Origin of the sequence: Roseivirga sp., from assembly GCF_034669765.1 — a bacterium.
Taxonomy (GTDB): domain Bacteria; phylum Bacteroidota; class Bacteroidia; order Cytophagales; family Cyclobacteriaceae; genus Roseivirga.
This window is the reverse complement of sequence record NZ_JAXMOQ010000003.1, coordinates 469,903-495,500: the sequence shown is the minus strand read 5'-3', so window position 1 is coordinate 495,500 and position 25,598 is coordinate 469,903. Positions and strand designations below refer to the sequence as shown.

Here is a 25,598-nt window from a genome sequence, read left to right as displayed (position 1 = left end):
AGGGACTTTGATATATTTATTAAAAGTGCAATTTCTTACTTGTCAGCAAGCACTGTTTTTACCATATCTTCAGTAACAATCTCTTCTTTAAAGGTATATGCACCTGTTTTTGGAGATCTTACTGCTTTAATTACCTTGGCGTATTTTACACCACCTTGTACTTTCAGGGTTGCAACTACTTTCTTAGCCATTATTACTTAATTTCTTTGTGAATAGTGTATTTCTTCAAAATTGGGTTGTATTTCTTCAACTCCAATCTCTCGGTGGTGTTTTTTCGGTTCTTAGTAGTGATGTACCTAGACGTACCGTGCATTCCACTTGTCTTATGCTCAGTGCATTCCATGATCACTTGAACTCTATTGCCTTTCTTAGCCATTTCTTTTGCTTCTAAAATTCGGACTGCAAATATAGCTAACTGTTTTTTATAATAAAACCCATGTTGCCGAAATATTTCATGTGTTTTCTTGGTGTCTGAAGGGGAGGTGTTTAGCTATCTCAAATCGGTGCAAATTGAAAGTATGTCAATAAATAAGCCCAATAGGTTGACGTTTGAATATACTAGTCAATTCTATATTTGTAGCATGTGGTTTTATCAAACCCCAATAGTTAAGAATGAAAATAGAAAAGGCAAGCATAGCCTGCCTTTTCTGATCTAAAATTGATTCTTCTTTACTTGTTTCCTTTTAAAGCGGGCAAGGTAAACTGCGCCAACGGGCTGCTTTGTTTCATCAAAGCTTCAATATCTTCTGACTTTCTTGGTGCGAAACCTGAAAGTAACTCAGAACCGTTTTTGGTGATAAGAATGTCGTCTTCAATTCTAACGGCAATGCTCCACCATTTTGGGTCGCATTTGCTGCCCTCAGGGATGTAAATACCCGGTTCTACCGTAATCACCATATTCTCTTGTAGCGGCCCTCTTGGCCCCTTGTCGTGTACGTCTAAACCAATATGGTGAGAAAGGCCATGAGGGAAGTACCTGTTGGGAGTAGTTTCGCTTTCGATAATCCCTAATTTTGCTAAACCTTTGTTGATGATGTCTTTGGCAACGGTATTCATTTCGGCCATTGAAACGCCAGGTTTGGCCATTTTAATGGCTTCTTCTTGAGCTTCGTACACCAAATCGTAGATGGCTTTTTCTTCTTTTGAGAATTTACCGTCAATCGGGATGGTGCGGGTAACATCGGCAGTGTAGCCGTGGTATTCAGCTCCTAAATCCATCAAAATCATTTTGTCACTTTTGATATCGACTTCCGTGTTTTCAATATAATGAAGAATACAGCCGTTATTTCCAGCACCTACAATCGATGGGTAGCCTTCATATTCTGAACCGTATTTCTTGAATACAAATTCGTGGATACCTTGAACTTCGGTTTCTGTCATGCCGGGGTGCATGGCTTTCATTACTTCGGCTTGGCCTACTGCCGAAATAAATACTGCCTTACGTAAAAGATCTAATTCATCTTTGGTTTTAATGCCACGTAGCTCGCCCATAATTCCATTCAGGCTTCGGAGGTCTAGGTTGTTCTTTTTTGGCTCAGCGCCAAGGCTGTTGGCTTCTACACCGTAACCTACTTTGGTTTTGAATTGCTGCATAAGACTGAAAAGATCACCTTCGTCACGAGCGTTGTCTCTTACATCATTTTGAAATTCGTAAAAAAGAATTTTATCGAATTTCTTGAAGTCGACATCATAGGCCTTGAAGTCTGTGTTATTAAAGGAGTTCATGATTCCTAGCTTCTCTTGTGCTCCAGCAGAACCTAGTCTACGCCCTGTCCACTGCTCTTGTTGAGCATTTCTTGTTTGCACAAAGAAAATTTCATTGTAGTCATTGCCAGTTTTGTCGGTTTGCATGTTTTTGAATACTAATAAAACAGCATGAGGCTCATTGTACCCTGTTAGGTAAAATAAATCTGGATCTTGATGGTAGATAAAGTCTACATCGTTGGCACGGTTGCGTACGGGGCTAGCAAAGAAAACCGCCACCGAGTTATCTGGTAGTTTTGCTCGTAGAGCATCTCTTCTTCCTTTATGGAAGTCAGCGCTCAAGTAGTCTTTTCGAACATTTTCTTGGGCCTGTAAAAAGAAAAATCCTGAAAACATAAACGTTATCAGGATTGTCAAAGTCTTAAATGAAAACTTCATAGGAGTACAATAACGTTTAGAACGCTATTATACTAAAACGTTACCGTTTTCTCTTGCTTTTTTTAATACAGCGGTGATGCCATTTTTATTAATGGTTCTTAAAGCTGATGTAGCAACTTTTAAAGTGATCCATTTGTCTTCTTCAGGAAGATAGAATCTCTTTTTCTGAAGATTCGGGTAGAATTTTCTCTTTGTTCTATTTTTAGCGTGAGAAACGTTGTTTCCTGTACGTGCTCTCTTTCCGGTGATGTCACAAACTCTTGCCATGGGTAAATATAATTTAGTCGCTTTTGAAAACGGAATGCAAATATCGTAATTATTTGGAAAGACACCAACCTGAGGTGAGAAATTTTACTTAAAAGTTTGGTGATCCTTAAGAATGGCAAAAACCTGTTTTTATTCTCACCCATAAGACAGTTGCAAAGAGTGAAAGGGTATCGGGATAAAGGTTTAATGTCATATATCTACTTTCATGACTCATCCTTAACCTCATCATCGTCTAAAATCAGGGTGCTTTCTGAGAGTTCAGGTAGAATATTCTTTGTTTCGGCTTCGGTAAGAGCTTCCACGTCTTTTAGTTTTCTTTGTATGGCGCGGGTTCTTTTGCCCATTACATCATCAAGTTGGTTTAGGCCCGACTGAATGTTTTTCTGCGCTTTTTCCATGATTCCGCTAAAATTCTCAAACTCTTTTTTTACCGCACCTAAAACCTGCCAAACTTCACCGCTTCGTTTTTGAATCGCCAAAGTTCTGAAGCCCATTTGTAAACTGTTGAGTATAGCAGCTAGGGTAGTGGGGCCAGTGACTATGATTTTATAATTTTTCTGCAAATCTTCGAGCAAGGCGGCTTTGCGCACTACCTCAGCATAAATTCCTTCAAAGGGCAAGAACATAATGCCAAAATCAGTGGTATTTGGCGGATCGATATATTTTTCACTGATATCCTTGGCCATTTTTTTTATAGTGTTATCAAGGTTCTTTTGGGCGATTAGAATCTTGGCTTGATCTCCTTCATCATAGGCCTCTTGGAGTTGTTCATAAATGTCTTTTGGGAATTTGGCATCAATCGGAAGCCATACGTTCTTGCCAGAGTCATCTCTACCTGGGAGCTTAATGGCAAACTCAACCAAATCAGCACTACTCGCTTTTGTTTTTACATTCGATTCATACTGGTCGGGGGCTAGAATTTGTTCTAATAACATCGAAAGCTGTATTTCACCAATACCACCACGCATTTTCACGTTACTTAATACTTTTTTGAGGCCGCCTACATCTGTGGCTAGACTTCTCATTTCTCCCAGCCCTTCTTGCACGGCTTGTAATTGTTTTCCTACGGTTTCAAAGGATTGACTCAACCTCTCGTTCAATGTTTTTTGAAGCTTTTCATCCACCGTCTTTCTCATTTCATCAAGCTGCTTGGTGTTGTCTTCACGAATTGATTTTAGCTGGTTCTCCACCGACTGCTTCACTTCTTTTACATTCGCTGTGGTTTGTTTATTGATTTCATTTTGCTGAATAGAGAAATCACCAAACTTCTGACGCAGCAATTCATTTAACTCCTTTATATTTTCGGTGAATTTTCCCTCAAAAGATTTGAGGCTGTTTGTTAATTCTTCTCGGTTGGTTTTCGATAGATAGTTTGATTCCGTTCTGTTTCTGTGAAACTCATCTTTTATCGATTTCTCAGTTCGTTCTAGGGTCAAATCAAATTTCACCATCAAATCTTCCACCTGTTTTAGCTGAGGTTTGACGTCAACTTTTGGTTTCTTGATCAGACTGATTCCAATATTGACCAATAATAGCGCAACTAGAATCGTTAATAGGATTTCGGTCATGGACAGTGTTTTTTGAGGTTACAATGTGTGAACAATCACTATATGTTTAATCTACCCAAATTTGGGTTTAAATGAATGAAATTGGTGGCTTAACACTCGCTTTATACTAGTTGGATAGATCGGAGATACTCCTTACATCCACTCTCTCTTATCAGTTTGAACCCTATAAAGCACGAAATTTTCCAACTGTAAGGCTTCCGAAATGGTGATATAAGGAATACTCATTTCACCTGCTGCGGTATATAGTTTTATGGTGGCGAGTCGTTTTCTGCGCTGATACCAGCTTTGTTTTACCTTTACAGCCTGGATTTTATGGATTTGAGTCAATACGTTTTCTGTTCCCACAATTCCTCCGTTACTTCTGATCAACTCTTCATTAATTTCATAGCTTCGTTTTTTGTGGTAGGTCTGCCCCAAGAAGAAGGAAAGTGGTAAAACGAGCAAGAAATAGAAAGCAGCATCTTCGATCAAAAACCAAGCACTTAAAGCCACTAATGAAGGAAGAATTCCATAGAATAGCACAATCCTAAACTTTATGACTGGACTAATAGAATGCTTGACTTCGGTTCCTAAATACTCTGAAGGGAAAACCATATTGATCACCTTTGCTAACTGCTCTTTGTAGCTGCCTGGTACGTTAATTTTTGACTTGTGTGCATTTACTTCGGAGCTAGAAGCTTGGGCAATTTGCAAGGTGTACATTTTAAATAATTTCCGAATAGGGTTAGTGGACCACGATACCATCTGAACTTTGTTTCTATTGATGGTTACTTCTTCTCTGTTTAATAACCCTCTCACGAGTTTTAGTCCATTTTTGCTCATCCAAAGCTTTAAGTCATAATATTTAAGGAGAGAGTTCCCTAATGAAAAGAGGAATGAAATTATGGTGACGAGAATAGCAGAAGCAACAAAAGCGAATAGCGTATTGTGTTCTGCGAAGCTTTCGAATTGTGTAAACTGATCAGACACAAAATCACCGATGTCGTTTGTGAGTTCATTCATGGTGGTGAACACAAAAGCAAAGATAATCCCCATTGAGCGCAGGTGATTTTGGCTTACTCCAACTTTTAGAAGATCAGAAGGAGTTAAATGAAGTAGCAGCTCTGAAGGGCTTCTATCCGCACTTATTTCTTTTTCTTCCTCCGTGCCCGACTCGCTAATCAGGTGTTCTTTTTCGGCCATAATGTATTCTCTCAATGCGATTGCTTCGTCCTTGCTAAGCGCATCAATACTAATTTCGGATTTATTGGCGCCAGCAGAATCGATTTCTACACTTACCACATTGAACAATCGATGGAGTAGGTTTTGGCTAAAATTGATCGTTTGAATTCGCTCAAAAGGGATGTTTGTCCTAGTCTTTCTCAATACCCCTTTGTCTAAAACAATGGCGTTGTCTTTCACATAATAATAAAAACGAAAATAGGTAAGTATAGAGCCTATTAGGTTATAGGCAGCAAAACCTATGACCACATAAAGGATAATGTCATTAAAGGTTGAACCCGCTCTTCGGCCAATAATCAGGGATACCAGAATAGGCCAGATGGCCTTGATTGTCATTCTGAAAAACTTAATCAGAATAATACCGATGGCTACTGACGGCTGGCGTTGAGGGATAGAAAAATCATGATTGGTTTGCTCCATCCTCTTCGGTTTTCTTGAGTACAAAATCTTTTATGGATAGCGCATCTTTGTCGGGTAAACCAGGAATAACCAAGTCGCTACTCTGACCTCCAGCAGTATATAACTTCAAGCTATTTATTTTATAGAGACGTTCAATAGGTCCTTGTTTCAATTCGGCATGCTGTATCCTGTTAAAAGGCACGGTAGTGCGCACTGACCAAATTAAGCCCTTGGTGTAAATGATGTCTCGTTGGCGGAGGGCGTACTGTTTCTTTTTAAACCCAAGAATAGTAAGTATAACACTAACCGCAGCCAGAATAATTATGGCACTCATAGAGATTAGATAGCCGTTAGTTTTTTCTTCAATATCCGAAAACTCAATAATGGCGATGCTGCCTCCAATAAGAATAAGAAAAAATAAGGCTGATGAAATAAGGCTTACCTTAAGATAGTTTGGGTCAATGGGTTTGAAATCGATTCCCGCTAAACTTGGAAGTTCATTGGGATCAATAGAGAGATTCTCGAAATGGTTAATCATTTTTTATAGCCGTAAGGGCAGTGTCTACAACCATTTTTACAGCAATAACCTCTTTTAAGGTGGTATTTCTCTGTAAAAACCATTCTGCCCAGTTCGTCAAGGTAATAATCTTCTTTTTCTGTGACAAATGTTGATTTTGATTTAGAATCCTTCGACATCTTTTTTGGGCTAAATTAGTTTGTTTACCTTTGGCCTACCCCTGATTTTAGGTAGCAAAGATAAAATTTAAAAGAGATGGAAACAGTTCAAAATAGTAAACAAGCGATTAATCTAGAAAACAAATATGGTGCACATAACTATCATCCGCTACCGGTAGTTTTGGCCAAAGGTGAAGGCGTATATGTTTGGGATGTTGAGGGGAGGAAATATTTTGATTTTCTGTCTGCCTATAGTGCTGTAAATCAAGGTCATTGCCACCCAAGAATTGTTCAGGCCTTAAAAGATCAGGCGGAAATACTTACCTTAACTTCAAGGGCTTTTTATAACGATGTATTAGGAATGTACGAGAAGTACATGACCGAGTATTTCGGTTTTGATAAAATATTACCTATGAATACTGGGGCTGAAGCAGTAGAAACAGCCATCAAGCTATGTAGAAAATGGGCTTATGAGCGAAAGGGGATTGCTGAAAACGAAGCGAAAATTATTGTTTGTGAAGATAATTTTCATGGAAGAACCACCACGATCATTTCTTTCTCAAACGATCCTGTAGCCAAGAAAAATTTTGGTCCATACACCAAAGGCTTTATTAAAATACCTTATAACGATATTGATGCCTTAAAGGCAGCTTTGGCTGAAGAAAATGTCGCAGGCTTTTTAGTGGAGCCTATTCAAGGCGAAGCAGGTGTTTTTGTGCCAGATAACGGCTATTTAACCGAAGCCGATCGTTTGTGTAAAGAAAACAATGTGCTCTTTATTGCCGATGAGGTGCAAACGGGTATTGCCAGAACCGGTAAGCTTTTGGCCTGTGATCATGAAAATGTTAAGCCTGATGTACTGATTTTAGGTAAAGCCGTTTCTGGTGGTGTTTATCCTGTATCGGCTGTGTTAGCTAATGACCATATTATGGAAGTAATTCAGCCAGGTCAGCATGGAAGTACTTTTGGTGGGAACCCGTTAGCGGCTAAAGTGGCCATTGCGGCTTTAGAAGTAATTAAAGATGAAAGGCTTGCTGAAAATGCTCAGCGTTTGGGCGAGATTTTCAGAGAGAGAATGAATGCTTTCATCAAGACTAACAGCCTGATTAGCTTGGTGCGAGGTAAAGGGCTTTTGAATGCGATTGTCATTAATGATACCGAAGACAGTTCTACCGCTTGGGATATTTGTATGGCGCTAAAAGAGAATGGATTATTGGCGAAACCAACCCATGGCAATATCATTCGTTTTGCACCTCCGTTGGTAATGACAGAAGAGCAATTGCATGAATGTTGTGATATTATTGAAAAGACGGTTAAGGAATTTGCTGCTTAAGCCATTTTAAGATTGTTTTAAAAACCGACTTTTGAACTCTGTATAATTGGAGTATCTTAAGTCGGTTTTTTTATGTGTGAGTAGTATGTGTAGTGATGCGAATTTTAGACTGGTTGTACTTCGAACTTCGTTGTTTCTGGTTTGCTTTTTTGGACTAGTCAATCTTGCTTATTGTCAGTCAGTTGAAGATAGTTTGAAGTTAGCTTTAAAAAAGGCTCCCGTTTCAGAGAAAACGGTCATTCTGATCAATTTAGCTAAGGTGTCTCAGGATATTAATCAATCCTTAGTTTACTCTAAGCAAGCCTTGAGTTACGCCAAATCGGACTCAGAGAAAAGTTCTGCTACAAATCAAATTGCTTGGACTTTTAAAAATCTATTCCAATTCGACTCGGCAAAGCTATATGCCCAAAAATCACTAAAATATGCTCAATTGGGAAATGACCCATTAGTGATTTCGGATGTGTATAGCACATATGGAAGCATCTTCAATAATGGCGGAGGTTTTGATAGTGCCCTCTATTACAATAAAAAATCATTAGAGTATCGTATAGAAGCAGGAGATAAACAAGCACAGGCAGCTTCTATGAATAACATTGCCACTGTTCTTCAGCGGCTTTCTAGGTATGACGAAGCGATGATTTACATCAATAAGAGTATAGCTATTTATTTGACTTCAAATGATAATAGAAGTGCGGCAGACTCATATCTAAATAAAGGTAACCTACTAAATAGTCTAGGCGCTATGGATTCTGCCTATGTAAGTTTCCAAAATGCACTGAAAGAGTATGAAGCACTTGATTTGAAGTCTATGATGCCTTATGCGTTGATCAACATGGCAACGGTTGCAGTACAACTCGACCGTTTAGAGGATGCCAAGAAGGGGTTTGTTAGGAGTAAAGATATCCTGATAGAGGGAGATAAAAACCCTCAACTATTGGGCTTTTCATATAATGGAATTGGTGGTGTGTATCAGGCGAAGGATTTATATGACTCTGCTCTTCTTATGTTTATGGAGGGAGAAAAATATGCCTTGTTAGCTCAAAATGAGTACCTGATATCGATGGTCTATAATAATTTGGGAGATACCTATGCGCATAAGCAAGAGTATAAAACTGCAATAACTTATCTGGATAAAGCGCACGAACTAAAAACTAAAATTGGTGATCAAGCAGGTTTGGCTTCAGTAAGTATAACTTTAGCGAGTACCTATGGGGATTTAGGGGAGTACAAAAAAGCAGATAAATATTACTTGGAGGGAATTAAGCTAGCAGAACAAGTCGATGATAAGGTGACAAAGCGAAAGGCTTATCAAGAGATGTACCTTTTTCAAAAAGAGCTAAATAATTTTGCGAACTCTCTAAGTTACCTAGAAAAGTTCATGGTATTGGACGACTCATTGATCAATAATCGAAACTTAGATAAAATTGCAGAACTAAATACCCAATACGAAACTGAAAAGAAAGAGCAACAAATTGCTTTGCAAGAAGCGCAACTGGGTGAGCAGGAGTTGAAACTTGAGCGAAATCGCTTGCTGATGATTGGCTTGGTTTTGATTGCCATTCTATTTTTAGCCATTATCTTTTTAGTACGGAACCGTGCAAAAAAGAACGAACAACTTATACTTCAACAAGCACAACTCAAGCTTCGCGAAACAGAACTAAATGCTGTAATCAATTCCCAAGAAAAAGAACGCGGCCGCTTTGCAAGAGACTTGCACGATGGCTTTGGTCAGTTGATTTCTGTACTCAAACTCAACCTTTCCTCTCTTACCGATAAAGATGCGCAGTACCCAGAAAAAAGGCTGGAAGTATTCAAAAATGGTGAGTCTGTGATCAATGACATGTATGCTGAACTGCGATCTATTTGTTTCGATTTAATGCCTCAAACTTTAGTGAAAAAAGGTGTGACTATCGCCTTAAAGGAATTTGGCGACCGAATTACACAAAGTAAGAAGGTGGTTTGCGAAGTGATGGTATTCAGCAATAAAGAGCGTCTTCCCGAAATTGTTGAGATTTCTCTCTTCAGGATTTGCCAAGAATGGGTAAACAATGTGATGAAATATGCAGAGGCAAGTCACATCACAATCCAATTGACCAGAGATGAAACCGAACTTACACTTACTGTGGAAGATGACGGTAAAGGCTTTGATGCGGAATTCTTTTATAGCGGCAAAGGTAATGGCTGGAAGAATATTCAAACTCGACTGAACTTAATCAAAGGAGAGTTCGATCTAGACACCCAGCCAAATAGAGTAGGTACCATGATGACGGTTAATTTGCTAGAGGTAGAAATGAAAGAAGTTTCTGCTAGAGCAGAAAGGAGTATTACGGTTTAATCATTTTTTTTCAATAGTTTTATTCCGTGTGTGTGGTTTGGTCAAATCACTTTTTCTGTCAATAATCTCTTTTTGATGAAGAAGTATTTTTATGTGTTGTTAATAGTCTTGATGCCAAATATATTGTTGGGCCAAGATTCATTACGTTTTAAACAACTAGTCAAGAAAGCGGAGTCTAATTATTACGTTAATCCAGATAGTACACTTTATTATGCGAAGGAGTTAGTCACACAAGCCAGTAGGGCTAATGATCTTTATTTTTTGGGAGAAGGCAATCGGTTGATAGGTGTTTATTATCAGTTGAGTGCCAAGCCTGATTCTGCATTATATAATTTTGAAGAAGCCATCACCATTTATAAACAAATCCAGGATTCTACACAGTTGATCAGGGTAATCATATCGGCAGGAGTGATGGAAACAGGTTTGGGTAATTATAACAAAGCCTTGACCCGTTTCTTGGAAGGCCAACTGGTTGCTGAAAAAGTAGGGAACGAAGCTTATAGGTTGCGCACCGTGGCAGAAATTGGACGTATTTACTCTATTCAAGGTGAGCATGAAAAGGCCCTTAAACAGATGCAATATTATTATGCTAAGGTAAAGGACTCTAATGAGATTAGCGAGGTGGCTGCTGCACTTAATTACCTCACTGGTGAATTCATGCTGCTTGACATTCATGATAGTAGCCTCTATTACCTAGAGAAGAATCTAGAAGTGCAAAAGAAGCTTGATTTCCCTATCGGTATAGCAGCTGTGCTTCAAAATAGGGCCACTGTTTATGGTAAAATGGCGATGCCTGAAAGAGCTTTGGTAGATTTTGAGCAAGCTTTGGACTACTACCGAAAAGCCAATTTCAGTCAAGGGATTGGTCAAGTGAGTATCAACAGCTCGGCAGTTTTTATTAGAAAAAGAGACTTTAAGAAGGCTATAGAGCTATTAAACGAAGGGGTTTATCATAGTTACTTAATAAAAGATTATCATGCACTTAGGGCTCAATACTATGAGTTGGCCAGTGCTTATGATTCAATTGGAGACAAGGCGCATGCATTTGAATCTTTTAAGAATTTCTCTGCGATGAACGATACGCTGATGAGCATCGATAAGCAACGAACAATGTCGGATTTGTTCACCAAGTACGAGACGAAAGAAAAAGAACAGCAAATAGAACTGCAACAATCTGCTTTAAGTGCACAAGAGGCCCGTTTAGAGCGGAATCAAGCCCTGATTATTGGGCTAGTTTTCATTGCCTTATTATTGATTATTATGGTGCTTCTCAATAGAAATAGGGCCAAGAAGAAAGAACAATTAATACAACAAGAAGCACAACTTAAACTTCGCGAAGCAGAATTAAATGCAGTAATTAACTCTCAAGAAAAGGAAAGGAATCGATTTGCCAGAGATTTGCACGATGGTTTTGGTCAGCTAATTTCTGTACTCAAACTGAACCTCTCTTCTCTGGCTGATAAGGATGCACGACAACCAGAGAAAAGGTTGGAAATATTCCAAAATGGAGAATCAGTCATCAATGATATGTATGCTGAACTACGGTCCATTTGTTTTGATTTAATGCCCCAAACTTTGGTGAAAAACGGACTCAGTGTTGCCTTAAGGGAGTTTGGCGACAGAATTACACAAAGCAAAAAGGTGGTTTGTGAAGTAATAGTTTTTGGTGATGAAGAGCGTTTGCCAGAACTTATTGAGATCTCACTTTTTAGGATTTGTCAAGAATGGGTGAACAATGTGATGAAGTATGCGGAGTCAAGTCGCATCACCATCCAGTTGACCAGGGATGAAACCGAACTTACCTTGACCGTAGAAGATGACGGAAAGGGCTTTGATGCTGAATTCTTTTATAGTGGCAAAGGGAATGGCTGGAAGAACATCCAAACTCGATTGAATCTGATCAAAGGAGAGTTTGATTTAGATACCCACCCAGACAGATGCGGCAGTATGATGACCGTTAATTTGGCCAATGCATCAATCATAAAAATACCCACCAGTACTGAAAGTGAAATCACCGCTTAGTCGGATATTTTTAATAGATTAGAGGGAATACCTTGTCCCCATGAAATGGTTGTTCAATTTTGTGGGCAGGGAACAAATAGCAGAAACGATGAAAATCCTCCTTGTCGATGATCATGCCATATTATTAGATGGCCTTATAAAGCTGATAGAAGAAGATGAAATGCTTTCTGTGGTAGATGCCGTGGGCTCTGTACCTGAGGCCATCCGCTCCATCGACAAGCACAAACCCGACTTGGTGATTACCGATTACAACCTAGGCGATGATGACGGTTTGAGCCTAGTGCAAAAATCTAAACGTCTTTTTCCAGATATGAAATTCATCATTTTGAGTATGCACGATGAAGCCCATTTGGTGAAGGAAATTCTTAAAGAAGGCGTAAATGGTTATGTGTTGAAGAAGGACACAAAAGCAGAATTGATCGAAGCCATTTATGCGGTAAGAGGGGGAAAGATGTACATGTCCACCGACATTAATGCCATGTTAGTAAAAAGCCTTTACGAACCCGATGAAGGAAAGCTATTGACTTCGCGTGAACGTGAAATTCTAAAACTGATTTCTCAAGAATATTCCAACAAGCAAATTGCTGAAGAACTTTTTATCAGTGAGCGCACCGTAGAAACCCACCGAAAGAATATTTTTCGCAAAACAAAAACCAGTTCTTTGGTAGGGCTTATCAAATTTGCTTACGCGAACAATTTGATCTAATCCCCCTCATATCCCATTAATTATCTTTATATGCTCCCCATCCGTACCAGCACGGATGTAAATACCCCGTGCCTAGCGTATTCCTTCAAACGCAGAGTGGTTTTAATTTTACATTAATCCAAACGCTTGATTTTCAATAGCCTTGATTGACCACTAAATGCTGTACTCATGAAAAAAATCGCCCTATTCTTATTTATGGTTTTTGCCTTTTCCGCAAAGGCACAATTATTTGAAACAACCACTTTAGCATCTAAAGGAGTAAATGGTAAAGTCACCAGTATTATAAATACCTACTATGAGTTTGTGGCGGAAAAGGGACTTCAAAAATCTGTAGTTGAGATTGAAAGATTTGACAAAAACGGCAACTTAATAAACATTAGCCGAGACGAGCTCTTAACCGGTAATAAGTACTCGTACACCTATGAGTTGGATAAAAAGGGAATTTTGGAGGTTGAGAAAATTGCAAATGGTGCTACAGGGTTAAACTTGCGCAACACCAAGTACGACTATAAAAAAGGCTTGCTGGCTACAACTACGCAAGTGCAAGGCTTAATTACTACCGTTAAAAACTATACCTATAATGACAAGGGTCAGCTTATAGAAACTGAGGTGGCTGAGGATGGAGAGGTTAAAGGAGTAGTCTACAACGAAAGAGATGCACAAAATAGAATTACTAAAACTTCCCAGAAATTAACAGGTGAAGAGGTAGCTAGGGTTATTTCCACATTTGAGTATAAAGAGGAAGGTACAAATGAAATAACTTCAGAAACCAGAGCAACCGCTAATGGAACATTTTCTATTGTCACGTTAACAGATAAAACCACAAAGTTGAAAGTTCAAGAAACCACAAAGAACTTAGGGAACAATCAGCAATCTATTCTGAAACATTATTTTGAAAACGATGCACAAGGAAGTTGGATAAAAAGTGAAGTGCTAGATCAGCAGTTTGGCAGATCCAGTTTGGTGTTACGGAAAATCAGCTATGCTGATGGTCAAACTACAGGTAGAACAGACATGACAGCCGAGGATGATAGGGCACAGTATATTAGGCAGTCATCTGCTCAATCCTCGGTTGCAATTAATGGTAAAATAGCATCAGCAACCAGCCCTAATCTTATATCAGGCACAAACGATCATATCACCTATGTGGCCTCCTCAAATGCCACGATTGTCTTAAAGGGCTACAACAATAATGTAAATAGATCTACATGGTATGAAGGTGTAATTGTGTCACATAATCCAGAGGATATCTTCTGGGCTGGGGGGCCAACTTACCTCACTATTTTCCAAAAGGGACTTATTCTAACCAAAGGCAAAAGCAAATATGATGTAGGAACCAATAGCGTCAACTATTTAGACAGTCAAGATAAATCATTTTTAGCCATTAAAGATCCAGATGAAGAATTTGGGCTTCATAAGGTTGAATTTCTAGATAACAATTTGTTTTGGGGAAAAATGACCGACAGCACTTACGCTTTTATTTCAAAGGGCTATGGGCTTGGCGTTAGAAAACAATTAGAAATGCCTGATGGCAGTAGATTGATAAGCACAAGTACCAGCAAGGACGGGTGGTATCTATTAACCGATTTTAGGTCTAAATACGATAATGGTAAGCCTGGAGATATTCATGTTGCCACAAAATTAACGGAGCCTTTAAAGCGACTAAAAGAGCGTTATCCTTCCATTAATTTTAATCATTTTGTTTACGATAACCTCGCAAATAGCAAGTATCGATTAAAAACTTCTGACGGCACTATAGTAACTAATCTTGCAGAAACTTCTACCCGAGCTCCTGATGATCAACTTGTAACTTATTTTTCTCTGACAGGCGAGTATTTAAGAATGGATGGTATTTATGAGAAACCTGATGATAAAGAGTTTCCAAATCAGCCTGTAACGGTTTTGTCTAAAGGAGAAGAATCAATCTACTATTTGTATAACGAGAATAAAAACATCACCTACTATGTTAACGGCACGCGATTGGTCAATAGTAATTTGGGATCCCGTAAGCTCTATGCTGATCAGGTGAAATATGGGGCTGTCGTTTATGACACAATTTTCAATACCAGTTACGGTATGCAATACGATTTAAAAGGAACGGCTAGAGTTGGACCAATGAAGGCGTTACCGTGGAATACTGCTCATACCTATATCATGAAATTGGAAAAGGAACAATGGGTTATTTTCACAAAGGGCGAAACTTTAGGTATCTATGATTATAGCCTAATGGATGGGGATGACGTAGTCCATTTCTATACAACTGCTTCAAATGCAGTGAAAGCCTATCGTTTTAAAGGGTTTAAAGACATAAAGCTTGGTGAATTCCTTCCTGCCGAAATGGTGTTAGATATGGATGTTGCCAGTCTGGCGAGCAAGTTGAAGGTTGACCCCTCAAAGCCAAAAGAAAATGTAGAAGCAGTAAGAGCCAAGCCAAATACCTTTAAAAAAGTAGCGGGTTCTTATTATTTATGGGATGAAAAGGGGAATCCGATTAATGACTATTTGCAATTTTTTGGTGATCTAGGAGACTCTGATGCGCTAGTCCATGACACCCTAAACAATGTTACCTATCAACTTGAGGGCTACTTTACACAGGATGATATTGAAGGGGCTACTAAAATTGCCATCGGACCAAACGACCACAAGGCGCTGAAATGGGAAGAAAAAAACCTAGCATTCTTTATAAATGGAGAATCACAACTGGATGTTAGACGCATTTATGTAAACAACCTGCCAGAGTCCGAAACATGGAGTGAGTTGGTGTATGACATTTCTAGTGGCAGTACTTATTATGCTGAATACCCTCAAAAGGCAGGTTACTTTATGGGAGACATTAAAAAGCTACCAATAGACGATGAAAAAGTAGTTTTAACTAAGTTAAAAGATGGTAGATTCTCTTTTGCTAAAGAGGGAACTCTTGATAAGAGTACAACCTTCACCTCTGATATATATCAAGGAGATCTTATTTATGTCACTGGTGTTGAAAACAAGAAAGCGTATAGATTCAAAGGTTTTGAAAAAGCTGAATATTTAGACCTTCTTTTCCCCGAGATACTCTCAGATTCGGAGTTGAGCGCAATCATAAAAGAAATTGATGCAAAGAAAAAAGGCGGGAATGATTGATAAAGCAATTTAAACTGGGTTACTGAAATATACATCAGTGCCAACACGGATATAAAAACCCTTGCCATCCACCATGTTTTACTCAATTTAGTAGGTGCAACTTTATGGAACAAAAATCTAGTTCTATGAGATACTTTGTTTTTTTCCTACTGATCATACTGTCCCACCTATCACTTGCTCAGGATAGGGCTAAGGTTGACTTCGAGAAAGATGTGCGTTCTGTTAAAACTACATTGGACGGAAAAAAGCTCATTATCAAATCAAAAAAATGGAGCAACACAGCACTGGGGTCAAGTTGGCGTGATTATTTGATCTACGATTTCGAATCAAAGTCAATCAACTTCTTTTCTCGAACTGGGCCATATGGTGGGTTCTCTCCCAATGCTAACTATTTTATAGAAACTGAGCTGAGCTATGTGGATAGGAAGAGAGGACCTTATGAAGTCACACTTTTGAATATGGCTTCGAATGAAAAGCAATCTTGGAAGAATGAAAATTTTGGATTGGCGGTATATGATAATGGGAAAGTCTTAGCCTCCAACGCCAAGACCTACAAAGGTGGGGCAAGTGTTGATAGTTTTTCAACATTGTACATATACGATCCACAAACTAAAGGGAAAAGAGAAGTTGTAGGGAAAAAAGAGCTGTTGGAAAAAGAACTCTATAGTAAAGATCATGGAATAGACGCTGAGCAGAAGTTTTTTCATTTAATGAGTCCAGATAATCTTTCTTCTTGGGGTGGAGAACTTTATAGTAAATACTACACCGAATTTTTGAATTATTATGACTTCAGAGATGGGAGTAAACAAGCGTTTAATATTCGCTTCGCAGATGATACTACTAGCTCACCTGAAAGACTTGTACTTATGGTCGATGGAAAATCGGCTATGATGCGCGTAACTAGTAGAAGGAACGATGACCAATGGCAAGACTATTTTATCCGTGCTGATTCGGATAAAAAACTGGCCATGTCAAATCATATCACACATAAGACTCCAGTACACTATCAAATGCAGGATAACATAATCTATCAGTTCGATAATGAAGATGGGGTGATTATGAGGTTCAATACAAGTTCGGGATTGCCAGTGAGTGATAAACTTTTTTTTCCGAAAATTCCCAAAGCCATGCTGAATGGGGAAGAATATAGATTTACCATCGCCTCTGAAAAGTACCTTGTGGCCACTCCCACTAAAAGAACAGGTGAAGTGGCTGATGTCATAATCTATGACCTTGAAAATAATGCAGTTGTGGACAATTTTGCACTCTATCAGAAAGACAAGCCCAAAGAAACTACATCAAGTTACTCCACCAAGACCCTTTACAAAAGTGACCTCTTGAATAGCTATGATCGCCTGTCATTGCCCTATACTTTGGGTGATCCTTCTGGCAGGCAGGTGACAGGCCTTTCGGGTGCTTCGAGTATTGGAGGAGGTGAGGTCTTTGCAATTGGAATGATTGGTGTAGCGGCTGGTGCTTCTGACGCTCCAATATTACTGTCACTTACTCGATATAAGGCATCCAACGGTTCAGAAGTTTCTACATATTATGTTTCAGTTTTCGATAAAGATGGAAATTACAAAACCAGTAAAGAGATAGGCAGTGTACAGCAAAGTAATACTGGAAGAACCTATGCAGCCGTCAATTTTAAAATTCAACGTGAGGCTTACAATACCTTCACTATCATTGGAGAGCAACAATTTGAACAAAGGAAGACCCCTTTTAAAATTACCATAGAGCCAAGTGGGAATATTCATTAGTACAATCAGTTCCTGAACGTGTTTCATGTTCTTATTTCAATTAAAGAGATAACTATAATAGAGTTAAACCATATTATATGAAGTACTTATTTTTTTTCCTACTGATCATACTGTCCCATCTATCATTCGCTCAGGACAAGGCTAAGGTTGATTTTCAAAAGAATATTCTGTCCGTTAACACCACGCTGGACGGAAAAAAAATTATCATCAAATCAATTGCTTGGCATAAACCCGGGGCGGGCCCTAATATGCGTGATTACTTAGTGTATGATTTCGAATCAAGGGAGGTCAGATTCTTTTCGCAGGCTGGACCTTATGGAGGGTTTTCGCCCAATGCGAACTACTTTTTAAATACCAAGTTGATCTATGCTCATAATGCAAGAGGACCTTATGAAGTCACTCTTTTAAATCTAAATAACAATAAAGAAGAATCATGGAGGGACGAGCATTTTGGCCTAGCGGTTTATGATGATGGTAAAATATTGGCCACTAAAGCCAAGACTTCCAAAATCACTACAGTGATCGATAGCTTTTCAACCCTCTATCTATACAGCCTTGAAGAAGGTGAAGGTAAACAGTTGCTAGGGAAGAAGGAGCCTCTGGATAACGAGTATTTTTACGATAATTACAGTCGTGACGCTGATCCAGAGTTCTTTCAACTATTAAGCCCTGACAACTTAAGCTCATGGGGAGGGAATTTATACAATGAGGATTCAGGTAGGTCTACAGCTTTCAATTTTTATAATCTAAGAGATGGAAGTAAGAAAGAAGTTAAGTTAAGCTTTTCAGACACCACTTATTTGTTTAGAAATACGATACTAACGGTCAATGGTGAATCTGCAATGATGAGGCGTGAAATGACAAGGTATAAAGGTCAGTGGCAAGACTATTTTATTCACGCAAGTTCAGGAAAAAAACTGGCCATGTCGAATAATATCACTCATAAAACTCCAGTGCACTATCAAATGAAGGATGACAATATCTATCAGTTCGATAATGAAGACGGAGTGGTTATGAGGTTCAATACAAGTACGGGTTTACCGGTGAGTGATAAACTATTTTTCCCGAAAATTCCACAAACCCTCTTGAGAGGTGAAGAATTTGAGTTCACGATTGCTTCCGAGAAATACCTTGTGGCTGTGCCAACGAGCAGGACTGGCGAAGCGACTGATGTAATTATTTATGACCTTGAGACCAATGAAGTCGTGGATAATTTCACGATCTATAAGAAAGATAAGCTAAAAGAAGCAGTCTCAACGTCAAGCTACTCTACAAAAACACTTTACAAAAGCGACCTATTAAATAGCTATGATGATTTATCCTTGCCATATACCCTGGCCAATCCTTCTGGTAGATCGGTAACAGGCCTTTCTGGGGCATCTAGTATTGGAGGAGGTCAGGTGTTTGCCATTGGGAAGATTGGCGCCACGGCTAGCAAATCTCTAATATTACTTTCACTTACTCGAAATACGGCATCTAATGGTTCTGTGGCTTCTACTTACTATGTTTCCGTCTTCGATAAAGATGGAAATCACAAGACGAGTAAAGAAATAGGTAAAGTAGAGCAAAGCAGTGCGGGAAGGGTTTACGCGGTGGTTAATTTTAAAATCGAGCGTGGCCTTAACAATACCTTCACGATTATTGGAGAACAACAATTTGAACAAAGGAAGACTCCATTTAAAATTACCATAGAGCCAAGTGGGAATATTCATTAACGAAATTTATAAACGATGAAGTCAATAACTTTAGCGCTACTCAGTCTGTCTCTTTTATGTTTGAGCATTAGATCTCAGGCACAATTCTCTGGAAAAACACAGGAGGTTTATGAGCAGGTGAAACAAATGTTGGAAAGTGACTACGCCAAGCAGCAATTTCCATCAAAAGTGATCAAACTGGCTTTGGAAGGAAACCTGCCAGATACCATTACGGTGGACGAGGTCAGGTATTACAATTTCTGTAAGTCGATGCGATCAAAAGATGGTAGGGTTGTGGCGAATACAGCTTTATTCATTCTTAATATTATCAACGCTGATGGTGAAATTTCTTTGGAAGAGAAGGCACTTCTGGATGCGATTAATAATGATAAGACCCTGACTGTTTATTCAACTCAAATAGGAAGTAAAGACTATCCTGTGACAGTTACATTTAATGCAGAAGAAGATGCTAAACATGCAATCTCTGATTTTTCTGACAACGGTGTTTCCATCACTTCTCTGCAACACATGCATTTGAGTTTTATTGATTCAAACAACATCAACAACTGGTTGGTATACTACTATGGTAGCGTGCAGCAGAATGAGCTAGCTATTGCTTTTATGCAGTACACGTTACTTGAAATTAAGAGAGCTGGGACGGAAGAATATGAGGAGAATCTTAAACGGTTCAAGATGTTTTTGGACAAAATTCAAATCACTTTTTATAATAGAGATACAGCACTTTTCCCAAAAGCCAACCGAAATATTGTCTTTAACATTGTGAAGGAATTCGATGAAGCAGGACACATCATATTACCCGATTTTTTTTACATGGATAGGATGAGGAAATAAAGAATCTACTAGTGCAGTTTCAGGCAATTGTACTGACGTTTATACTTCTGTTTCTAGCTCAGGTTTTGCACAGGGTAAGCTTAAACAAGATGATAAAATCAGCGCTTCGATTCAATTGTTGAATGAGGTATTGCAAGTAGTTTTTGGTGGTTTAAACTATATGCTAGTACGCGTTAGTACGGATATGAAAACAAGGGTTTTTAGGCATGCTCTGACCTTTTCTTTTGCCCTAGTTTTACTTCATAAGATTCCAAATCATGAAAAACCGCTATCTCATTACATTCTTGCTCTTTGGGCTAACTATTTTTCAAATTTCTGCCCAGAAAATTGCCTTCGAAGGATGGATACGACACTTTAAAACGACTACAGATGGCAGGTATTTAATCCTGGCGGACGGGCCTTTAAGCACATCTGATGGGCAACATCAGAATATAGTTGTCTATGATTCCTATACCCGAAACTCCACTTTCGTTGCCAAAAACAGCATTTATGGCGGTTTCTCTGGGGCATTCGCTTATATGGCTTTTAGTAGAATACTGAAGGGGAATAATGCTTATCATTTTGTGAGTGCGGTTGTTCAGGTAGAGTCAAGTAGCGTAAAAAACTTGGGTGAAGACCACTTTATAATTGGGGTTTATGATGACGGAAGAATCCTTGCCACCAAGGTGAAAATTGAGAAAAAATACCCAGCAATAAAATCACAATCTGGCCTATATATTTATGACCCGAGTTCTAGAAGAATCACACAAATTATGAGTGAGAAAGTGGACTTAGGTGAATATTTGGAAAAGGCTCATCAGTTCAGCCCTGATTACCATTTTTTATGGAAATATGAAGATGGTTTTGAGATTTATGATTTACTGAATGCAAAGAAAATGAACGCAGTACCTGAGTTGCCAAGTTTTAATTATAGCAGGACGGAGCTGTCTACAATAGATGGACCAAGAGCTGTGATTAGTAGATTCAGACCTACTTTTCCAGAAAGAAATGACTATTACTATGACGCAGAAAATAATGAACTTATTTTTTTAGGTGATGAAAACAAACCTAAAATGGACTATAAATTCATTGGTGGTTTACTCTATTCTGTAGACCCTGTAAACCGTGTTGTCAGTCGATTAAAGAGGGAAGGAGATCAATTTATCGTAGACGCTTCTTGGTCTTTTTCATCCATTAATGGATTGATGAAAGGGGAGGAATACAGGTATGAACTGATTTCGGAAGTGAACATTGCGGCAGTTCCTACCAAACAGATAAGGGATTCCAATATGCTATTGGTGGATTTAAGGAGCAATGAAGTTACTGATGATTTAAATCTATTCCCTCCAAAAGGTGCCGTTGAGCCTAGTTCAAAGCCTTCAGCTCCTGTACGTCCGGTTTACAATAGTAATTTATTGAACAGCTATAATTTACTTAGGCTGCCATGGGCACTGGATTATAATTCGCTTCAAGGCAGAGCAATCGATGGTTTAGATGGCGCTTCTGAAATTTCGGGAAATAATGGAAACCTGAGTGCTATTGGGGAAATAGGTCAAACCCAAGATGGTGATTTGATTCTACTCTCAATGTGGAGAGGGATTGTAAGTGGGTCTGATGTTTCTTGGTTTAAGGTATCGGTTTTTGGAACAGACGGAACGCATAAACGGACAGAGAATATTGGAGTTACGCAAAAAAGCAGAGGAGCCATTACCAATAAAATTGAATTCAATGTAAAAAAGGAGGGAAGCACTACGGTGATCAGTGCGAATCAGCAAAACGGAAATTCCTTTGATTCATACAAGTTGGTGATCAATGCCTTTGGCAATATCATTCGCACCAGCAATTAGAAAACACTTTAAAATAGAAACTATGAAAAACAGAATTTTAGTACTCTTAATGGCAATGTTGGTCACTACTGGCCTTTCTGCTCAAATCAATTTCTTCAACGAGAAGTTTGATGACAATAAAAACGGTTGGCCTTTTTTGGGTAATCATGAGGGCTATTCTCTCGCCATTCAGAATGGTCATTTAAGAATCGAAAGCACTTCAGATGTTGGAATTCAAACCTTTATTAACCCCAATGTAAATAAAGAAGATTATGGATTATCCGCTAAGATGATTCTTGAAAAAGGAGATGCTGAGGGGTTTATAGGAATCCGTTTTGGAATGAGTGAAGATGGTGAAAGTTACTATTCATTCTTATACGATAACACCGGGTTTTATGGAGTTTATAAGTATGACAAAAAAATGAAAAAGCTTTCTAGTGGAAAGGCAGAAGGTGTGGTTAAGAAATTCGAATACAATGATTTATTGGTCATTAAGGAGGGTAAGAAGTTCAGCTTTGAGATTAATGGAGAACAAATTTATTCCGCTAATCTTAAAACCTTTGGTGACTTTATAGCCATTAAAACGAGCCCAAGAACAACAGTAATGGTGGATGAAATCAATATTTATGACGATAAAAAAGCAAGTGATATTGCAAATAGCGCATTAGATAAGATGTATAAAGACCTAGGGCTTTCAAAAGGTAAGGGAGGTAAATAATACGCCAATTTCGGTTTAACCATAAAAGCATCAGGCCATGAACATGTTTATTATTTCGTCCCGACTTCAAAGAAGAATTGCAATTCTGGCATGCTTGCTATGCGCAATTTTTTCACCTCCGCTAAAAGCGCAGGATGATCTCAATGCCAAATACCTCAAGGCTTATGAACTGGTAAAACAGAACCAAACAAGTCAGTCAATTCAGTTGCTCGATGAGGTCATGCAAATGAATAGTTATATCGAAAATGTGTATGCCATGTACGCATTCAACTATATGTTGAAAGATGACTTAGGAAAGGCCAAGAGCTACCTTGAACAAATTGTGGATATGGGAGAAACTAATCTATATCCTATATTCATGCGTGCAAACCTAAAGGTTTTTGAAGGGAAGACGGATGAAGCCAAAGCACTAGTTCAAATGGCACTACAGTATCAAGAACTTGAAGAAGATATTCAGGACATTAATGATGCTTGGGATACCTTCATTCAGTTTGGTAAAAAGACGGATGCTTTCAGTGAATTAAAGGCTTGGCTGCCAAGTGTGAAAGTGGATAATAATAATTTCACAAACGCACTTCAATCCTATTTGAAAGCCTCTGAGCATGCCAGAAATGGGGATAATAAGCAGTCATTAAACTCATTTAACAAGGCGCTTGATGGACTTAGTAAAATCAGCCCAAAACCCAATAATACTATCCATAAATGGCAGGCAGAGATTGGTGCCACACTTTACTACAATGGTTTGGTGGAGGAGGGGGCGCAGCTGCTCAATAATTCTTATTTGAATATTGTTAATGATGCATCTATAGGCAGTTATGTGAAGGCAACCGTTGGATATTATTATTCAGATTACCTCTATTACATAGGAAATTACGATAGAGCGCAAGAGGTAATTGACAGGACTTTGCCATCAAGCCAAAAGCTTATTGGTACTTACCTCCATGGCGAGTTGTTACTCAGAAAAGCCAATGTCTTAAATGCTCAAGGTGAAAGTACTGAACAAAGGGCTATTGCAAATGAACTTCTTCAGCTGGGTCAGAGACAACAGGATAACTACTTTATGGCTCAAGCCTACAATAGCATCGGTACCTCATACCTAGTTTCCACCGATCCTGCCAGCAGGGCTTCTGCTAAAACAAACTTAGAAAAGGCCAATGATTTGGCCACTCAAAACGGATTTACTTGGCTGGCTGAATCTGTTCAGGGAAACTTAGCCATTACCTATTGGCAATCGGGAGACAGAGGTAAGGCTATATCCACTTATGAAACGCTGATAAATAGTTTAATAGCAAGTGGTCGTCATCAAGATGCCATTATCAACCTGAACAATGTGGGTACTATGAATTTCTTTTCGGAGGAATATGCAAAGGCCGTCCCCTACTTTGAAAAAGCAATTGCAATAAGTGAGGAGCAAATGGCTGAGTTGGATGGACAAAGCCGCATAACGTTCCTGCAATCTCAGCTAAGTGCTTATGAATTTCTGACCTACAGTTATGCTCGAACAGGCAATGGAGCGGGCATGTTTGACGCCATTGGTAAGCAGCGGGCGAGAGTGTTAACAGACCGTTTGAAACTCAAGAATAATTCGAGAAAAACCACTTTGCAACGCTTTCAATCAAAATTGAAGGACGATGAAGTGGCGCTTTTCTACACCTTGGCAGAGCCAGGAGCTGTAGCCATTAATGTTGTGACTAAGGATAAAAGTTATGCTGTGCTCAATGAGTTTTTTAAGGAGTTTGTCGCACTCAAACAAAAGTACATTGATACGGAACGTGTAGCTGATATGCAACGAACTGGCTTTAAGCTTCCGGCCAATGCTAGAACATCCGGGGAACGAATATTGGTGGAGCAAGACATCGCTAATTTGTTCAACCAAGAAGACTTTGAAACCCTAGGGGAGTGGGTAAGGGAATTACTACAGAGTGATAAGCCTGAGCACGCGTCCATTAGAGAAGAGTTTTTGGATCACTATTACAAATTTCTAATTACACCAATTGCCAACCTGATTTCAGGTAAAAAGAAATTGATTATTTCACCTGATGGCCTTTTGAATTTTATTCCGTTCGAAACGCTGATAGATAGTGACGGAAAGTTTCTGATCGAAAAGCATGGAGTCCGATATATTCAGTCCGCCAGTATAGCTGGAATAATTGATGATCGAAACTACAGCCCGTCTAGAAAACCTATGCTGGCCATGGGGGGTGCCATTTATGATGAGATGTCGACAGTTGCAGAACCAGCTCGAAGCGTGGAACGGATGCAGGACATGAATGCAAAAGCAATTGACAATGCTGCACAGGGCTTATCTCAACGAGAAGTATATGCGGCTTTAGGCTTTGGTAAAATGGATTACCTGCCTGGAACACTCAATGAAGTGAAAACGATGGCTGCCACCGTGCCTGGTGCAGATGTGTACACTGGTTTGGAAATGGATGAAGCTTTTTTGAAAAAGCTTTCTGCGGAAGGAAAACTTGCGAACTACAAAGTAGTTCACTTAGCGACTCATGGCTTTGCACTTTCTGATATTCCTCAACTTTCAGGAGTGGCCATGAGTATTTTTAAAGATGAAAAGGACGGTGAAGATGGGTACCTCACTGCTCCAGAAATTTCTTCACTCAAGCTTAATGCAGATTTGGTTGTACTCTCTGCCTGCGAAACAGGTTTGGGTAAAATTTATGGTGGGGAAGGAGTAATCGGTTTAACACAATCTCTGATCTTGGCTGGTGCCAATGGCGCAGCAGTTTCTCTTTGGGCGGTAAACGATGCTTCTACCATGTACTTTATGGCAGGTATGTACGAATTGGTAGGGAAGACCAACATGACCTATGCCGATGCTATTGATGATATGAAACGAAGGTTTATCAGAGGAGAATTTGGAGAAGTCTTCAAGGGTACCGGCTTCTGGTCTCCCTTTATTCATTACGGTAATTGATTTTACTCCGTGCTAGTACTGAGTTAAAAACACCACTTAGGCTGTA

At 39.0% G+C, this 25,598-nt stretch carries 19 protein-coding genes; 11 read left to right on the top strand and 8 right to left on the bottom strand.

What is annotated here, in order from left to right; all coding sequences use genetic code 11:
- Positions 1-35: 35 nt before the first annotated feature.
- The 8 genes from VOI17_RS08340 to VOI17_RS08305 form a co-directional block, all read right to left on the bottom strand.
- Complete coding sequence (locus VOI17_RS08340) at positions 36-191, bottom strand: DUF4295 domain-containing protein (RefSeq protein WP_084362825.1); 156 nt, start codon at positions 189-191, stop codon at positions 36-38.
- 2 nt (positions 192-193) lie between these two features.
- Positions 194-376, bottom strand: a complete 183-nt coding sequence (gene rpmG, locus VOI17_RS08335) for a 50S ribosomal protein L33 (RefSeq protein WP_053224769.1) — start codon at positions 374-376, stop codon at positions 194-196.
- A 293-nt stretch (positions 377-669) separates the two neighbouring features.
- A complete protein-coding gene (locus VOI17_RS08330; RefSeq protein ID WP_323756787.1) occupies positions 670-2,100 on the bottom strand; it encodes an aminopeptidase P N-terminal domain-containing protein in 1,431 nt (476 codons plus the stop codon).
- A 69-nt stretch (positions 2,101-2,169) separates the two neighbouring features.
- Positions 2,170-2,409 carry a 50S ribosomal protein L28 gene (gene rpmB, locus VOI17_RS08325; RefSeq protein WP_068414989.1) on the bottom strand — a complete coding sequence of 80 codons (240 nt, stop codon included), beginning with the start codon at positions 2,407-2,409 and terminating at the stop codon, positions 2,170-2,172.
- A 203-nt stretch (positions 2,410-2,612) separates the two neighbouring features.
- Complete coding sequence (locus VOI17_RS08320; RefSeq protein WP_323756786.1) at positions 2,613-3,977, bottom strand: DNA recombination protein RmuC; 1,365 nt, start codon at positions 3,975-3,977, stop codon at positions 2,613-2,615.
- 132 nt (positions 3,978-4,109) lie between these two features.
- Positions 4,110-5,618 carry a PH domain-containing protein gene (locus VOI17_RS08315; protein WP_323756785.1) on the bottom strand — a complete coding sequence of 503 codons (1,509 nt, stop codon included), beginning with the start codon at positions 5,616-5,618 and terminating at the stop codon, positions 4,110-4,112.
- On the bottom strand, positions 5,599-6,135 hold the full coding sequence (locus VOI17_RS08310; RefSeq protein ID WP_323756784.1) for a PH domain-containing protein: 537 nt from the start codon (positions 6,133-6,135) through the stop codon (positions 5,599-5,601). The genes VOI17_RS08315 and VOI17_RS08310 overlap by 20 nt, the downstream gene beginning before the upstream one ends.
- On the bottom strand, positions 6,132-6,218 hold the full coding sequence (locus tag VOI17_RS08305; protein WP_323756859.1) for a DUF5522 domain-containing protein: 87 nt from the start codon (positions 6,216-6,218) through the stop codon (positions 6,132-6,134). Before VOI17_RS08305 ends, VOI17_RS08310 begins: the two co-directional genes overlap by 4 nt.
- Positions 6,219-6,369: 151 nt before the next feature.
- On the opposite strand from VOI17_RS08305, the gene rocD reads away from it, so the two are divergent.
- From rocD to VOI17_RS08250, 11 genes are all read left to right on the top strand, one after another.
- The gene (rocD, locus tag VOI17_RS08300; RefSeq protein ID WP_323756783.1) at positions 6,370-7,605 is read left to right on the top strand and encodes an ornithine--oxo-acid transaminase; all 1,236 of its coding nucleotides are present in this window, start codon (positions 6,370-6,372) and stop codon (positions 7,603-7,605) included.
- Positions 7,606-7,798: 193 nt separating this feature from the next.
- Positions 7,799-9,940, top strand: coding sequence for a sensor histidine kinase (locus VOI17_RS08295; protein WP_323756782.1), 2,142 nt, complete (start codon positions 7,799-7,801; stop codon positions 9,938-9,940).
- Positions 9,941-10,015: 75 nt separating this feature from the next.
- Positions 10,016-11,962, top strand: coding sequence for a sensor histidine kinase (locus VOI17_RS08290; RefSeq protein ID WP_323756781.1), 1,947 nt, complete (start codon positions 10,016-10,018; stop codon positions 11,960-11,962).
- An 88-nt stretch (positions 11,963-12,050) separates the two neighbouring features.
- The gene (locus VOI17_RS08285; protein WP_323756780.1) at positions 12,051-12,668 is read left to right on the top strand and encodes a response regulator transcription factor; all 618 of its coding nucleotides are present in this window, start codon (positions 12,051-12,053) and stop codon (positions 12,666-12,668) included.
- A gap of 168 nt (positions 12,669-12,836) precedes the next feature.
- Positions 12,837-15,791, top strand: coding sequence for a hypothetical protein (locus tag VOI17_RS08280; protein WP_323756779.1), 2,955 nt, complete (start codon positions 12,837-12,839; stop codon positions 15,789-15,791).
- Between the two features lie 125 nt (positions 15,792-15,916).
- Positions 15,917-17,551: a hypothetical protein gene (locus tag VOI17_RS08275; protein ID WP_323756778.1), complete on the top strand. Its 1,635-nt coding sequence runs from the start codon at positions 15,917-15,919 to the stop codon at positions 17,549-17,551.
- Between the two features lie 77 nt (positions 17,552-17,628).
- Complete coding sequence (locus VOI17_RS08270; RefSeq protein ID WP_323756777.1) at positions 17,629-19,266, top strand: hypothetical protein; 1,638 nt, start codon at positions 17,629-17,631, stop codon at positions 19,264-19,266.
- A 15-nt stretch (positions 19,267-19,281) separates the two neighbouring features.
- The gene (locus tag VOI17_RS08265; RefSeq protein ID WP_323756776.1) at positions 19,282-20,097 is read left to right on the top strand and encodes a hypothetical protein; all 816 of its coding nucleotides are present in this window, start codon (positions 19,282-19,284) and stop codon (positions 20,095-20,097) included.
- A gap of 257 nt (positions 20,098-20,354) precedes the next feature.
- Positions 20,355-21,923 carry a hypothetical protein gene (locus VOI17_RS08260; protein WP_323756775.1) on the top strand — a complete coding sequence of 523 codons (1,569 nt, stop codon included), beginning with the start codon at positions 20,355-20,357 and terminating at the stop codon, positions 21,921-21,923.
- 22 nt (positions 21,924-21,945) lie between these two features.
- Positions 21,946-22,620, top strand: coding sequence for a hypothetical protein (locus VOI17_RS08255; protein WP_323756774.1), 675 nt, complete (start codon positions 21,946-21,948; stop codon positions 22,618-22,620).
- Positions 22,621-22,657: 37 nt separating this feature from the next.
- Entirely contained in the window at positions 22,658-25,552 is a 2,895-nt protein-coding gene (locus VOI17_RS08250) for a CHAT domain-containing protein (RefSeq protein ID WP_323756773.1), read from the top strand.
- Positions 25,553-25,598 lie beyond the last annotated feature (46 nt).